Raw genomic sequence first — 14,583 nt, forward strand, 5'->3', positions numbered from 1 at the left:
GTTCCCCTGCGCCCCTGAAAAAGCAGGGGCGCGGGGAACTGCGCGAGCAACCACGACGGACCCGCGCTGGAGGGGCGAAGGGGCGCAGCCCCTGGATGGGGGCACCTCCCGCTCGAGCGAAGCCGAGAGTGGGGGAGGGACGGGTAGGGGCGGTGGGGGCGAGAAAACCCTGCTCAGCGAGCCCGTTGGGAGCGCCAGAGCAGGTAGATCGCGGAGGAGACGGCGGCGACCCGCAGAACCCACGGCCAGGTGTCGGCGACGGCGGCGTTCATATGTCCCTCGGCGATGGGATCCGCCCAGCGCCCGTCCGTACGTCCCCACAGCCAGACGACCCCACCGGCGGCCACCACCCCCGGGATCCCCATCACCGCCCACTTGGACTCGGCAGGCGTCAACCGCCGCGACAGATAGGCGATCAGCCACCCGAGCCCCAACGGCACCAGACTCCCCATGAGCGCCCCCGCGACCAGCAGCACGGCGGCCAGCAACAGCAGCGGATTGCTCCACCCCCCACCCGCGGGCCGCAACCGGGGCAAAGACAACCGTCGCCGCCGAGACACACCCTCCTCGGTGTCGACCGCCGAGGAGGCCTCCTCCTTCTCGACCGCCCCCGCAGCCACCCCGCTCTCCCTCTCCGCCCGCACCGGCGGTGGCTTCAGCAACTCGGGAATCTCCACACCCCCGACGAACCCCGGCACGGAGTCCCCGAGCCCGAACCCGAGATCAGCACCCCCGGGCCCACCGCCTCCACCGACCCGCCACCAGTCGGGCTGCGCGTCGCCGTCCCCCAGCTCGTGCAGTGGCGCGAGATGCGGCGGAGCGGCACCGCCCCCCGCCACCGGCGGCGCCCCCGCGTCGGCGGGACGCGGTCGCGGCACGACCCGCCGCAGACTCCTGGACAGCCCCTTGGGCCGCTCCCCGGCATCGTCCGCGTCGTCTCCGTCCCCACCGGTCGCCCGCTGCACCGGCACGGCGGCGGCCCGCGGCTCCGGTACGTCACCGGGCGCGCCCGCCGCCTCGACGACCTCGGCCGGCGTGCCCAGGCGAGCGACGATGCGCCGCACGGCGGCCGGGCTGTCGACCGGCGCCTTGGCCCGCCGCCGGTCGATCTCGTCCCGCAGCCCCGACACCAGACGCATCCGCGTCGCCGACGGCAACTGCCGCTGCTGAGCCAGATCACCGACCCGGCTCAGATACTCGTAGACGACCTGGTCGCTCTCAATCCCCACGAAGCCCCTCCGGGGTTGGCGCGCGTACTCCCCCCGACGGTATCGCTTCCGAGTAACCGGGGTTCCTCGGCGCCCGGCGCCGGGGCGGGGCGGGTTCCGCTCACCGGCGCTCGCCGGATGCCGGGCGCGCCCGCCCTCCCCCGTCGCCCCAGCGGCACGACTGCCCGCAGTCACCTGGCCCGGGGCGAAGCCCCGTAAGGGGCGCGGGGAACTGCGCGATCAGCCCCTACCCACCCGCGGCCCCCCGAATGCCGTCACCCCCGAGCTACTGGGCGCCCCGGTTCGGCGCAGCCGCTACCGTTGGCCGGATGAGCACCGAGGAGCACACCCCCACGGAGGCGGCGCCTGCCGGTGGGGCCCCCCGTTCGCTGGCGGAGGCGCTGCGCGGGCGGGACGACCGTTCGCTCGCCGTGCTGCTCCGGGCGCGGCCGGATCTCATCACGCCCGTGCCGACAGACCTCACCCAGCTGGCGACCCGGGCCGGGACGCGCGCGTCGGTCGTACGGGCCCTGGAGCGCCTGGACCGGTTCGCCCTGCAGACGGCGCAGGCCCTGGCCGTGGCGGCCGACCCGGCGTCGTACGACGAACTCGCGGGCCTGCTGGCCGGCGACGAGGCGGACCCCGCCGTCACCGTCGCGCTGCCCCACGCACTCGGCACGCTGCGCGACCAGGCCCTCGTGTGGGGCGCCGACGACCGCCTCCGCCTCGTCCGGACCGCCCGCGAGCTCCTCGCCCCCTCGCCGCAGCACCCCTCCCCCACCGGCCTCGGCCCGACCGTCGCGGAAGCCACGGCGGGCATGTCACCGGGGCGGGTGCAGGAGATCGTCGCGGAGGCCGGTCTGGCGAGCACCCACGACTCGGTGTCGGCCGTCACCGCCCTCAGCGGACTCTTCACCGACCGGCGCCGCATGGCCGCCCTCCTCGCCTCCGCGCCCCCCGAGTCCCTCGACGTCCTGACCCGCCTGATGTGGGGGCCGCCGTACGGCCAGGTCACCGCCAGCCCGGCGGCCCATCTGCGCTGGCTCCTGGACCGCGGCCTGCTCCTGCCGACCGCCCCCGGCACGGTCGTCCTCCCCCGCGAGGTCGCCCTGCATCTGCGGGCGGGCCGCGCGCACCGGGAGACCCGGCCCGCGCCGCCGCCCGTCGAGGCGACGGCCGCGCACCGTCCACAGGTTGTGGACGCGACGGCGGCCGGCCAGGCGTACACCGCGCTGGCGACCGTGGAGGATCTGCTGAAGGACTGGGACGAGGGCGGGCCGGGCGTCCTGCGCGCGGGCGGGCTCAGCGTGCGGGACCTGAAGCGGACCGCCGTGGCCCTCGACATGCCCGAGCCCGTCGCCGCCTTCTGGGTCGAACTCGCCTACGCCGCCGGGCTGTTGGCCTCGGACGGCGAGGCCGACGAACGGTACGCCGCGACCCCCGCGTACGACGAGTGGCTGGAGCTGCCCGCCGCCGAGCGCTGGGCGCGGCTCGCCACGGCCTGGCTGACGGCGACCCGCACGGCCGGGGTGATCGGCGAACGGGACGCCAAGGACCGTACGTTGTCGGCGCTGGGCCCGGGTCTGGACCGTTCGGCCGCGCCCGAGGTACGCCACCGGGTCCTCGCGCTGCTCGCCGGGCTCCCCGAGGGCACCTCGGCCACCCCCGACTCCCTGCTGGCCCGCCTGCACTGGGAACGCCCCACCCGCGGCGGCCAGCAACCCCCGCAGCCCCAGCAACAACCCACACTGTCCGCGCACCCCGCCCAGCCGTCCCGCCAGGGCGACGACCTGCGGGCCCGCATCGCCCGGTGGACCCTCTCCGAGGCCGAGTCGCTCGGCGTCACCGGGCGCGGCGCGCTGTCCTCGCACGGCCGCGCACTCCTCGGCTTCCCCCACGACGCCGCAGCCGGCGCCGACCTGCCGGAGACCCCCGGCGACAAGCTCCCCGCCCACCACGTCCTCCTGCCGCACCATCCCGCGCCCGCCCCCTCCCCCGATCTCGTCGCCGAGCAGGCCGCGGCCGCCTCCCGGGCCGCCCGGCTGCTCGCGCCGCTGCTTCCCGAGCCGCTGGACCACGTCCTGCTCCAGGCGGATCTGACGGCCGTCGCGCCCGGCCCGCTGAAGCGGCCGCTGGCCGACACGCTGGGCGTCCTGGCGGACGTGGAGTCGAAGGGTGGTGCGACGGTGTACCGGTTCACGCCGGGGTCGGTGCGCCGGGCGCTGGACGCGGGCCGGGCCGCCTCCGACCTGCACGACTTCCTGACCGCCCACTCCCGTACGCCGGTCCCGCAGCCGCTCGCGTATCTGATCGACGACGTGGCCCGGCGCCACGGGCATCTGCGGATCGGCGCGGCGTCGGCGTACGTGCGCTGCGACGACGACGCGATGCTCAACGAGATCCTCGCCGACAAGCGGTCGCAGGGGCTCGGGCTGCGGCGGCTGGCGCCGACCGTCCTCGCCGCCCAGGCGGACCCGGCGACGCTGCTCGACGGGCTGCGGGCGATGGGTTACGCGCCGGCCGCCGAGTCGGCGGAGGGCGACGTCCTGATCACCCGGGCCCACGCCCGCCGCACCCCGCCCCGCACGGCCCCGGAGCCCGTGCCGGACGGCCCCCCGGCCCCGGACGACACGCTGCTGGGCGCCGCGATCCGCGCCATCCGCGCCGGTGACCTCGCCTCCACCGCGCCCCGCAAGACGACCGGGGACCCGGCCCCGTCCGGTGCCCTGCCCCGTACCGGCTCCGCCGAGACCCTCGCCACCATGCAGGCCGCCGTCCTCACCGGCGAGGCCCTGTGGATCGGCTACGTCAACGCCGAGGGTTCCGCCAGCCAGCGCGTCATCGCCCCGGTCCGCGTCGAGGGCGGCTTCGTGACGGCGTACGACCACACGGCGGACGAGGTGCGCACGTTCCCGCTGCACCGGATCACGGGTGTCGCGGAACTGGTGGACGACGCGACCTGAGCGCCGGCCCGCGAACCGGTCCGCTCCCCGATCCGGCCGAGTCGATCAAGCCGTCTCGCGCTTGTCACCCGTTCGGGCGTATGCCGGAGTTCATGCAGGCCATCCGGTCGTTTCACCCCGATGGGCGGTCGCGGGAGGGGGAGCGCATCGTGACGTGGGCGGCGGGGCAGCCACCCTGTGTCCGATCGAGATCGACTCCTTCGCTCGAAAGGCCCACACGTACGCATGCGCCCCCTCGTCACGCTCGTCTCCGCTGTCGCCGCTGTCGCCGCTGTCGCCCTGGTGGGCGTGTTCGCCTCCCCGGCCGCGGCCAACCCACCCCTGCCCGTCCCCGAACTCGGCACGCTGGTGGGCGAGGGCATCGGCGTGGAGGGGCCGTTGATCCAGAACGTCAGCCTGCTGAAGTAGCGCGGCGCAGCCGGTAGCTCTCCCCTTCGAGGCGGACGATCTCGGCGTGGTGCGCGAGGCGGTCGACCATCGCCGGGGCGGCCCCGCCGAAGATCTCCTCCCAGCGGCCGAGCGGGCGGTCGCTGGTCACGATCAGCGAGGCCCGCTCGTAGCGGTGCGCGATCAGCTGGAAGAAGAGCCGGGCGGTGTCCGTGTCGAAGGGGAGGTAGCCGACCTCGTCGACGATCAGCAGGGGGCAGGCGTCGAGCGCGGACAGCTCCTCCGCCAGCCTGCCCTCGGCCCGCGCCCCGGCCAGCCGCGCGGCCCACTCCGTGGCGGTCGCGAACAGCACCCGGTGCCCGGCCTGGCAGGCCCGTACGCCGAGTCCGATCGCCAGATGCGTCTTGCCGGTGCCGGGGGCGCCGACGAACACCACGTTCCGTCCGACGGCCACGAAGTCCAGCGTCCCGAGCCGCGCCAGCAGCCGCCGGTCGAAGGAGCGCGGGTGCTCCTCGTCGAACTCCTCCAGCAGCTTCCGAGCCGGAAACCCGGCCGCCCGCACCCGCCCCTCGACGCCGACCCCGGCGCCGTGCGTGCGCCGGCCCTCGACCCCGTACGACGCGCGCCGGGCCTCGTCCTGCACGAGCCGTGTCCCGCCCTGCGTGAAGCGGGTCTCGTGGGGGGACGGGGCGACCCGGGTCTCGTCCGTCTCGTACGTCTCGTAGTTCTCGTACGAGGTGGCCTGGGCCGGGATCGGCAGCGGCGCCCGGAAGAGGGCGGGGGCGGCAGCGGGTTCCTTCGGCTGGGCCGGCCCCACCGGACCCGCGGGTTCGGCCGGCCCCACCGGTCCCGTCGGTTGCTTCAGCTCCGTGGACTCCGTCGGCCTCTGTGGGCCGCTCGGCGGCTTCGGGCCGTCGGGCGGGCCGTGGTGGGAGCCGTGGGAGCCGTGGTGGGAGCCGTGCCCCTTGTCCTCGCGCAGCATCGGCCCCGACATGTACGCCAGGAGCACCGCCGAGGCGATGAAGGCCATGTGGATCACCGTGCCCCACAGCAGCGCGTGGTGCGAGGTGTGGTGGACGTCCACGAACATCTGGAGCAGGTGGACGGAGGAGATGCCCACGATGGCGGTGGCGAGCTTGACCTTCAACACGTTGGAATTGACGTGCGAGAGCCATTCGGGCTGGTCACGGTGGCCCTGGAGGCCGATACGGGAGACGAAGGTCTCATAGCCGCCGACGATCGTCATGATCAGCAGATTGGCGATCATGACGACGTCGACCAGCTTGAGCACCGCGAGCATCACGTACGTCTCGGTGGCACTCCCGCTCACGCACCTGACGATTAACGTCCACAGCTCGTTGAAGAACTTGTAGACGTACACCCCCTGTGCGGCGACCAGACCGAAGTACAGCGGCGCCTGGAGCCAGCGGGTGGCGAACAGGGCGTAGCCGAGCGTGGTGCCCTGCGGGGAGACGGACGGGGTGAGCGGATCGGCGGGGTCGGCCGGGGTGGGTGGCTGCACGGTTCGCCATTCTTCGGGACCATTGCCGCAAATCTGAATTCCCGCCACTCAGGGGAATGAATAGACATTCAATAACACTGGTGAAGGTGGGCGGGATCGCACAGGCGAGCCCGACGGAAGAGCCGAACGATCAGGCACACTGGACGTTTGGCCGAAGCGCCGAAACGCCCACGACGACCAGGGGACGTTCACCACGCCCCCTCACGCCGGTCCGGGCCGAATCGAAAGGGTGTCGCGCGGTGAATGGTCCACTCATCGTCCATACGATCAGATGTGATGCACACGCTAGCGGATAGGTCCGAGCTGTGGAGTGGTCCACCTGGTCAGTGAGCCTTTCCCTACGGGCCATCTTGCCGGTGAAGCCGAACTCGTCGGGCAAGGCATGGGTCCCGGCGCTTTCGTAGCGCCGGCGAGGTTGACGTTTACTTGCTCCGGGAGTGCTCTTACCTTGGCTTTCGTTGCTGCGAGGGAGGGGCCGAGCAGCGGTGATCCGTGCCGGTCGGCACCGGCGGAGACGATCCCCGGAGGGACCCCGGCCGCGTCTGGCCACCGATCACTTCAGTCCCGTTCCCCCCGGTCGTCCGGGGAGAGAACCCCGCGGGATCCGGACGGGAGTCGGCCGCCGGGCCGGGGCGATCGTCAGGCGCTTGCGGCACTCGTCCTGATCGACCTGGCTGCCGCACATTCCGCGACGCCGGGCGTAGTCGCGGCCGGGTGGGAATGGACGGCGTACCGTTGAGGTCAGCGGATGAGTCCGGCCGATCACGAGGTCATAATGCGAATGTACAGCCGCGGTCGGCTGGGCGTGCGAGTCTGGGCGCCACGCTGGAGGCGGTGAAGATCTCCGTAGGAGATGAGCACCTATGGCGCGACGCAGAGCCGGCGACCGGGTGCCGGGGTCGTTTGAGAACGTCCTCGACGAGGCGCTCAGCGCACAGGTCACCCTCGACGAACACGGCATCGTGACAGCGTGGAACGCGGGGGCCGAGAAGTTGCTCGGGTACTCGCCCACGCAGATGGTGGGACGCCCAGCGGCCGGTCTGCTGGCCGAGGAGATCGATGAGGAGGAGCTGCGGTCCCTCGCGCAGCTGCCCAGGTGGAACGGGAGGATTGCTCTCCGGCACCGCGACTGCCGCTGCTTGGAGGTCAAGGTCCTGGCGCACAAACGGGCGCCGGACGGCGGGCGGCCCGGAGAATGGTTCCTGGTCTCCGCGCTGACGGGGTTGCGACCTGAGCCCGAGGACGACGCTCTCGCGAGTCTGCACCACGAGCATGCTTCGGGCTGCCACATGGGGTTGTACGACACCGGGCTGCGCCTGCTCCGGGCCAACGATGTCTGGCAGCGCGCCCTGGTCCTCACCGAGGACGACATCCGCGGGCTGCGGCCGTCGGAGTACTTGGACGATCCGGAGATGGCCAGGATGGAGCGGTTGATGCTGCGGGCGCTGGAGACCGGTGAGTCGCAGACCATGGAGGTCTATGCGAGGGCCCCCGGCGAGGGCCGTGAGCACGCCTGGTCGGTCTTCGCCACCCTGCTGAAGGACGAGGACGGCCGGGTCCGAGGCCTGGGTATGGCCGGTCATGACATAACCGACCAGTACTGGGCTCGTAAGCGGCTGGCGCTGCTCGCGGAGGCCAGTACGCGGATCGGCAGCACCCTGGACGTGACGCGGACGGCTCAGGAACTGGCGGACCTGGCTATCCCTGCATTCGCCGACTTCGTCAGCGTCGATCTGCTCCTTTCCCTCGACGACGCACAGGAGCCGTCCCAGGGCACGCCGCGCGGCCCGGTCTCATTGCGGCGCGTCGCCCACCGGTCGGTGAACCCGGGAACCCCCGAGGCAGTCGTCGCCCCGGGTGAGGTGGACAGCTATCCGGAGGGTTGCCCGCCGGTCGAGAGCCTCAGGTCGGGACGTGCGCTGCTGTACCACGCGAACGACCCCGCGATCACCGAATGGACGGCCCACGATCGGAGCCGGGCCGCCGCGGTCCGCGACTTCGGCATGCACTCGGCGATGACCGTGCCCCTGACCGCCCGCGGCACCACCCTGGGCGTCGTGGTCTTCGTCCGCCACCGGCATCCGGAGGTGTTCCGTGAGGACGACCTGGTGCTGGCCGAGGAACTGGCCTCGAGAGCGGCGGTCTGCATCGACAACGCCCGGCGCTACACCCGTGAACGCGCCACCGCGGTCACCCTGCAGCGCAGCCTGCTGCCCCAGGCACTGCCGGCGCAGGCCGCAGTGGAAGTCGCGTCCCGCTACCTGCCGGCTGGCGCCCGGCCGGGCGTGGGCGGGGACTGGTTCGACGTCATCCCGCTGTCCGGTGCCAGGGTCGCGCTCGTCGTCGGCGATGTCGTCGGCCACGGCATACACGCCTCCGCCACCATGGGGCGGCTGCGCACCGCTGTGCTCACCCTCGCCGACATCGACCTGCCCCCCGACGAACTACTCACCCACCTCGACGACCTCGTCGCCCGCCTGTCCGCCCAACAGGACGACGCCCCGCCGCCGGGCCCCGGCGCCGAGAGCACCGGAGACGTCGGCGCGACCTGCCTGTACGCCGTGTACGACCCGGTGTCCCGGCACTGCACCATCGCCTTGGCAGGGCACCCGCCACCCGCCCTGGTCACCCCCGACGGCACCGTAAAGCTGCTCGATCTCCCAGTCGGTCCCCCGCTGGGACTGGGCGGGCTCCCCTTCGAGGCGACCGACATCGAACTGCCCGAGGGCAGCCTCCTCGCCCTCTACACCGACGGGCTGCTCGAATCCCGCGAACGGGACATCGACGCCGGCCTGTCCCTGTTGTGCGAAACCCTCGCCCAAACGCCCGCCCGGCTGGACGACCTGTGCGACGCCGTACTGACCGCCCTGCTGCCCGCCCGTCCCTCCGACGACATCGCCCTGCTCCTCGCCCGCACCAAAGTGCTGGACACCGACAGGGTCGCCACCTGGGAAATACCCGCCGACCCGGCCGCCGTCGCCCAGGCCCGAAAGGACGCCAGTGCCCAACTGTCGGCCTGGGGACTGGAGGACGCCGACTTCGTCACCGAACTGGTCATCAGCGAACTCGTCACCAACGCCATCCGATACGCAGAACCCCCCGTACAATTGCGTCTGATCCACGACCGAAACCTCATTTGCGAAGTCTCCGACGCCAGTGGCACCGCCCCCCACATGCGTCGCGCCCATATCTACGACGAAGGCGGCCGTGGCCTGCTCCTTGTCGCCCAGCTCACAGCCGCCTGGGGCACCCGCCAGACCACCGAGGGCAAAACAATCTGGGCGGAACAGACCCTCCCGGCCAGCCCTTTGGCCGACTTCACCGTGCTTGACAGCGAATGACCGTGCAGGGTGCCACCGTATGGCCCCTGCCGAAGGCGGCCGCACCGAGTGCGCTGCCAGGCCGACCCAGTTGCGTTCCATGCTCCGGATGAAGCCCTCAGCTCCCGCAGGCCGCCGATCCGCTGGGAAGGCCCGGCGCGCGGGTACGCGTACGACCGGCGCGCGACAGCCGCCGAATCATCCCCGGCAGCCGACCGGTCCGTCTCAACCGGCACGCGCCACCTCCCTGGGAGTCTCACCGACCCTTTGCCAGTAACGGATCACGACAGTATGTGATCGTTCAGTACTCGATCTGGAGCAGGACGAGGGCCGCGGCGGCGATCTTCGTGATGCGGCTGGAGTCGAGGCTGATCCTGCGTAGGACCTTGAAAGTGGTCTTGAGCAGGGAGTTGGCGCGCTCGCAGCATCCGGTGGGCATCTTGTGCGGGTGGCGGAATCCGCCAGCGAGCGACAAGCGCTTGCGGGAAAGGCTCAGTGTCCAGAGGCCCCAGGTTGCCACTTCCTGCCCTGGGCACTCCACACCCAGCCCGCGACCTGGGTACCGTCAAGGGGACAAGCCCGATGGATGGAGCACGATGCCTCGCCGCCCGCTGGAATGCCGGCGCCTCACCCCTAGGGGGGCGCGCTGATGCTGGAAGAAGCCGAAGAGATCGGCCGTCGCGCACGCCGCGCACGGCTCCGCCTCGGCATGACGCAAGCCGACCTCGCTGCCGCCCTGGGCAAGACACAGGGCTGGGTGTCCAAGATGGAACGCGGGCACATCGAACTCGACCGCGTCGGCCTGCTCAACCTGCTCGCCTCGGAACTGCACGTACACCCGAACGACCTGATCGGGCGTCCGTACAACAGCACCACCCCGGCCGAGAACCAGTGGCAGGTGTCTGCCGCCGCGATCATGCGTGAGCTGCGCCGTTACGACCTCGCTCCCGTCTTCGACGGAACGCCCCGCCCAGCTGGTCAGCTGTGGCAGGAGACCACCCGTCTGCATCGCCTCCGTGACGCTGCTGCGAACGTGGCGATCGTGCAGGTGCTCCCCGACCTGTTCCGTGAGGCGCGCGCCCTGGCCGAAGTCGCCACGGGCCACGAGCAGGAAGAGGCGTATGCCATCTACGCGGTGTGCTGCAAGTTCGCTCACACTGCCGCGCATGCGCTCGGACACCCGGAGCTGGTGGCCATGGCATGCGAACGAGCTGCTTGGTCTGCGCGGCTGTCGGGCGACCCGGTGATGCCTGCCGTCGCCGACTGGATGCGCGTGTGGGACATGTGGGCAACGGCGGACTGGGACGACTCTGTTGCCTTGTCCGACAAGGCAATTCGCAGTGTGCAGCGGGAGTACGACCGCGGTGACCCGTTGGCTGTTCGGGCCTGGGGGACATTGCAACTGCGCGCTGCCGTGTCTGCCGCGCGCGGTGGTCGCAAGGCTGAAGCGAAGGACCGGATCAAGCACGCGCGGAGTGCAGCCAAGCGGATGCAGGAAGCCGCCGGCCCTCCGGTGTACGACCGCCACAGCCTGACCTTCTCGCCGGGAAACGTGCAGATCCACGCGATCAGCGTCGCTCTGGAGATGCATGAACAACGTGAGGCGCTGTCGATAAACCGGCGCACTAGCAAGGAGCTGGTCGCGTCTCTTCCCAACTCCCGTCAGGGGCACCATCACATGGATCTGGCCCGCGCGTGGCTGTGGGACGGGAACCGCGACAAGGCTCTCAAGGAACTGGAGAAGGCTGAGGAGATCGCGCCCCAGCTCGTCCGCAATCACCCCATCGCGCGGTCAACGCTGCGGAGCATGGTGTACGCCGAACGGGCAAGCACTCGGGAGAAGCTGCGCCGCATGTCAGACCGCTTCCACCTCGACGGCTGAGGGTCATATTCCTGCGGTTCATATTGGGCCCCGAGCACACACTTAGCTTCGGGGCATGGCCGAACGAACCACGCAGCAACTCCCCACGTCCCAGACCGTTTTAACCGCAGGGAGCCCGTTCCACCCCCGCCTTGGCGACCTCGCCATCGATCTGGCCAAGGCGGGAACGATCGGGGTCGTCGTCGCCCTGCCAAGCGACAGCTCGGCGTCTTATCAACTCCGTCCGCCTGGCGGAGGCGCGGACTGGCGCGCAAGGTCCGACGGAAGCACCCTCCGCCCCGTGCCCGTTCCGGTCACGCACGTCACGCCCATGCGGCGCGACGCCGTGTACGACCCCCGGGCACAGCAGGCCGCCATGGCGGTAACCGTCCACTACGAGGACGGAGGCGTCTGCGAGTCGATGCTCGTTCTCACCCCTGCGCAAGTCGAGCTGTACTACAACCAGCTCGGCCACATGATCAAGGCGAGGGAATCGGCCCAGGATCGTCGGCGGTGAGCCCGGACGTGCTGATGATCGCCCCACCGACCTCTGCACGTGCCTTTGCACGACCTCCCATCGCATTCCGGTGTGAGGCCACCGCCCATGACCTCAGCGGCTCCCCCGAAGTCCTGCTCGCCACCTATCGCGGCGGTTCCCCACGCCTGGCGGCACGGTGGCTGAGGGCGTCAGCGCGCCGTTTCGCCCGGCTGCTGTCCCCGGACATCGGGGCCCTGGGGCTGCATGACGCGCCGTTCGTTCTTGCGCGGTCGGAAATCCCGCGCCCCGATGTCGAGTTGCGAGCGTGGGCCGACAGCGATCAGGCGTACGAGCAAGCTCTTCGCGCCCTCGCCGCAGGCCGCGCGTTCGTGTTCACCGTGGCGGACTACGACGCTCGGTACTGCCTCCGCGTGTACCCGCTGCCGACTCGTCGGCCGCGCCTTCCGCAGCATCCTGCCCTGGCCGGGGGGCTACCCCACCCCTTGGTGAGGGCGGCCCGTCACCGACGTCCCCGCGGGCGTCGTCCGACCCGATGACTCCCGCCCCCGCGTCCTTTCCGGTTCCCCCCGGCGCGGGGGCGGGTCCACCACGCAACCACAGCTCGACCGCTGAACGCACACCCGCCGCTCTGCGGCGCAGTCCTGCCCATCTACCGAGGGGAAGACGCGGTGACCATCTATCCCGTATCGCCGAACACCGTGCTCGCCAACGCGCTGACCAGTGCTGAGGACCTGCTGAGGCCGCACATCGCCGACGCGGCTCCGGAGCGCATCGTGTTCGTGGTGGGAACGCAGATCAACGGAGCACCGCACGTCGGCACGTCCCTGGTTCAGTCGCTCACGTTCGCCACGGCGGTCCGAATCCGGGACAGGTTCGACGTACCGACGGAAGTTCAGTTCGGCGCACTCGACAACGCCCCGTACGCCATCGTCACCGACAAGGAGACCGGTCACCGCTACCAGCGGGCCTACGCGCACGCCCTGGGCGAAGCGGGCATCGCTGACCAGGTCGACAAGCTGTACCGCCCGCTGTTCACCGCACTGTCCGAGCGCCTGAACGTGCCGTACTCCGTCGAGACGTACAGCCAACAGCAAGCACTGGTTGGACTGGACGTTGTAGTCGGCGAAGGGAACCATGTAGCCCTTCTCCGCGGCCTGGCTGCGCCTGGTGCCCCGCTTGGACGCCGCACGCTGGCACCTGTCTCCATCGTCCGGCGTGCCACACGTTCGCGTTCCCTGCCCGCGCCCGGGATGCGGATGGGCCGAGAAGTACGCCGAGCGGACCCACGTCCGTGACGACGGTTTCGAGCGGGCAACCATCTCGGCTGTGTGCCTGCACCACGGCGAATACGAGGTCGTCATCGAGCCCGTGACCAGTGGATACCTCGACCTCGCCACGCTGTACCGGAACCTCGTCAAGGAACTGGCGATCGTTGGAGCGCGAGGCACGCTGTACGTCATGGTCAAGGGCGGCGACTGGATGCCCGGCTGTCTTCTCGTCGACGGTGCCCTACAGGCTGTGGGCCTCACTCGCGGACAGGTGACCGCCCGACTCTTCTGCCCCCAGGTCGTCACGGACACGGGCGCGAAGCTGTCCAAGTCCCTCATCCGCGAGGGGCGCGCGCCCTTGCCCGACGGTGCGGCCCCGTGGATGCTCGACACCCGCGAGTGGCCCGGCTCGTTGGCAGAGTACGTCGATCGCTTGCTCGGTCTGACCGACGTGTTACTCGCCGACCCACGCCACTTCTTCCGCTCGTACTCGGCCAGTGAGCTCGGCCGGCTCATGTCCACTGCAACAGCAAGGAGCGTTCCCGCCCCATGACGGAGACTGCCGCCGCGCGCGTCCGCGAACTGAACCTCTACCGACGGTACTTCGACCTCGTCGCTGCCGGTCAGAAGACGATCGAGGTGCGGGTGAAGTATCCCCACCTCGAAGACCTGGCCGCTGGAGACATCATCCGCTTCCGCATCAAGGGCACCGAAGAGACGTGTGACGTCCTGGTGAAGCGGGTCACGGAGTACAAGACGTTCGAGGAACTGCTTGACGGGGAAGGCCCGGCGAACGTCAACCCGGCCTCCCCTCGCGAGCAGCAGCTCGCCAACATCCGCGATATCTATCCGGCGGAGAAGGAAGCGCTCGGCGCGCTCGCCATCGAAATCGAGCTGCCGCCCCAGTAGGCCCGCCACACGGTCCCCGCTCCCCCGAGGGGGCTGCTTGCGGCTTCCTGGCGTCCGCCGCTCGGGCCTGTGCTGCGAACGGCGGACGCCCACAACAAGAGACCGGACCACCCCTCAGCCTGGACAGCGATCCGGGGTGGTCCGGTCTTGGAATCCCTGGTCAGGACCCCGGTGCCGATGGTACCGGGGCCGTCAGCGTGCTCGAACGCGGGTGCGGCAGCAACCCACGTGCCCCACTGTCGAGTTGGAGAGGATCACTGTTGAAGTCCGGTTGGCCGCATACGAGTTCTGACCTGCACCACCGAAAGTCAGCCACGGCGGCGGGTTCGCCGAACGAGCACCCGTCACGTGTGTCTCCAGCAACCCCCCGCTGGCCTCAGCCACGCTGCTTCCATTCGTCACGGCCCTCGACCCCATTCCGGCCTGGGCGTTGCCGACGCAGTTGCCCGGCGCATGGGCCTGCCTGCTGCTTTGAGTTCCATCGGCTGCGAAGCGCGGACTGGTCGGATGGCGCGGCCTCGCTTGGTCGGTGTCGGCCTGGTCCTGGTGCTCGGAGTGGTCGGGTTGCTTCCTGGTCTGACTGTCCGCCTCGGAGGTGCTGCGCGCTGAGCGGGTGGGGGCCGCCGGAGCGGTGGCGGAGACAAGG

At 70.9% G+C, this 14,583-nt stretch carries 8 protein-coding genes and 2 pseudogenes; 7 read left to right on the forward strand and 3 right to left on the reverse strand.

Annotated elements, in window-relative coordinates:
- Nucleotides 1–173 precede the first annotated feature (173 nt).
- Complete coding sequence (locus tag ACFU53_RS40740; RefSeq protein ID WP_384004553.1) at nt 174–1,229, reverse strand: hypothetical protein; 1,056 nt, start codon at nt 1,227–1,229, stop codon at nt 174–176.
- Between the two features lie 308 nt (nt 1,230–1,537).
- Here ACFU53_RS40740 and ACFU53_RS40745 point away from each other — a divergent pair, with 308 nt between their 5' ends.
- Nucleotides 1,538–4,171 (forward strand): helicase-associated domain-containing protein, encoded by a 2,634-nt coding sequence (locus tag ACFU53_RS40745; RefSeq protein ID WP_384004555.1) that lies wholly within the window; start codon nt 1,538–1,540, stop codon nt 4,169–4,171.
- Nucleotides 4,172–4,396: 225 nt separating this feature from the next.
- The gene (locus tag ACFU53_RS40750) at nt 4,397–4,579 is read left to right on the forward strand and encodes a hypothetical protein (RefSeq protein ID WP_384004557.1); all 183 of its coding nucleotides are present in this window, start codon (nt 4,397–4,399) and stop codon (nt 4,577–4,579) included.
- Here the strand turns inward: ACFU53_RS40750 and istB are convergent.
- Nucleotides 4,563–6,080 carry an IS21-like element helper ATPase IstB gene (gene istB, locus ACFU53_RS40755; RefSeq protein ID WP_384004559.1) on the reverse strand — a complete coding sequence of 506 codons (1,518 nt, stop codon included), beginning with the start codon at nt 6,078–6,080 and terminating at the stop codon, nt 4,563–4,565. The two genes, ACFU53_RS40750 and istB, sit on opposite strands and share 17 nt — an antisense overlap.
- 863 nt (nt 6,081–6,943) lie before the next feature.
- Between istB and ACFU53_RS40760 the strand changes: the two genes are divergently transcribed.
- Nucleotides 6,944–9,421: a SpoIIE family protein phosphatase gene (locus ACFU53_RS40760; RefSeq protein WP_384004561.1), complete on the forward strand. Its 2,478-nt coding sequence runs from the start codon at nt 6,944–6,946 to the stop codon at nt 9,419–9,421.
- A 280-nt stretch (nt 9,422–9,701) separates the two neighbouring features.
- On the opposite strand, the pseudogene ACFU53_RS40765 reads toward ACFU53_RS40760, so the two are convergent.
- Nucleotides 9,702–9,821: pseudogene (locus ACFU53_RS40765) on the reverse strand (IS5/IS1182 family transposase); the annotation flags it as partial.
- A gap of 228 nt (nt 9,822–10,049) precedes the next feature.
- Here ACFU53_RS40765 and ACFU53_RS40770 point away from each other — a divergent pair.
- From ACFU53_RS40770 to ACFU53_RS40785, 4 genes and pseudogenes are all read left to right on the forward strand, one after another.
- Nucleotides 10,050–11,282, forward strand: a complete 1,233-nt coding sequence (locus tag ACFU53_RS40770; protein WP_384004563.1) for a helix-turn-helix domain-containing protein — start codon at nt 10,050–10,052, stop codon at nt 11,280–11,282.
- 55 nt (nt 11,283–11,337) lie between these two features.
- Nucleotides 11,338–11,778 carry a hypothetical protein gene (locus tag ACFU53_RS40775; protein WP_384004564.1) on the forward strand — a complete coding sequence of 147 codons (441 nt, stop codon included), beginning with the start codon at nt 11,338–11,340 and terminating at the stop codon, nt 11,776–11,778.
- A 650-nt stretch (nt 11,779–12,428) separates the two neighbouring features.
- A pseudogene (locus ACFU53_RS40780) lies at nt 12,429–13,581 on the forward strand (hypothetical protein).
- Entirely contained in the window at nt 13,578–13,937 is a 360-nt protein-coding gene (locus ACFU53_RS40785) for an ASCH domain-containing protein (protein WP_384004566.1), read from the forward strand. Before ACFU53_RS40780 ends, ACFU53_RS40785 begins: the two are co-directional and overlap by 4 nt.
- The last annotated feature ends 646 nt before the right edge of the window (nt 13,938–14,583 follow it).

The organism is Streptomyces sp. NPDC057474, from assembly GCF_042802555.1.
GTDB lineage: Bacteria > Actinomycetota > Actinomycetes > Streptomycetales > Streptomycetaceae > Streptomyces.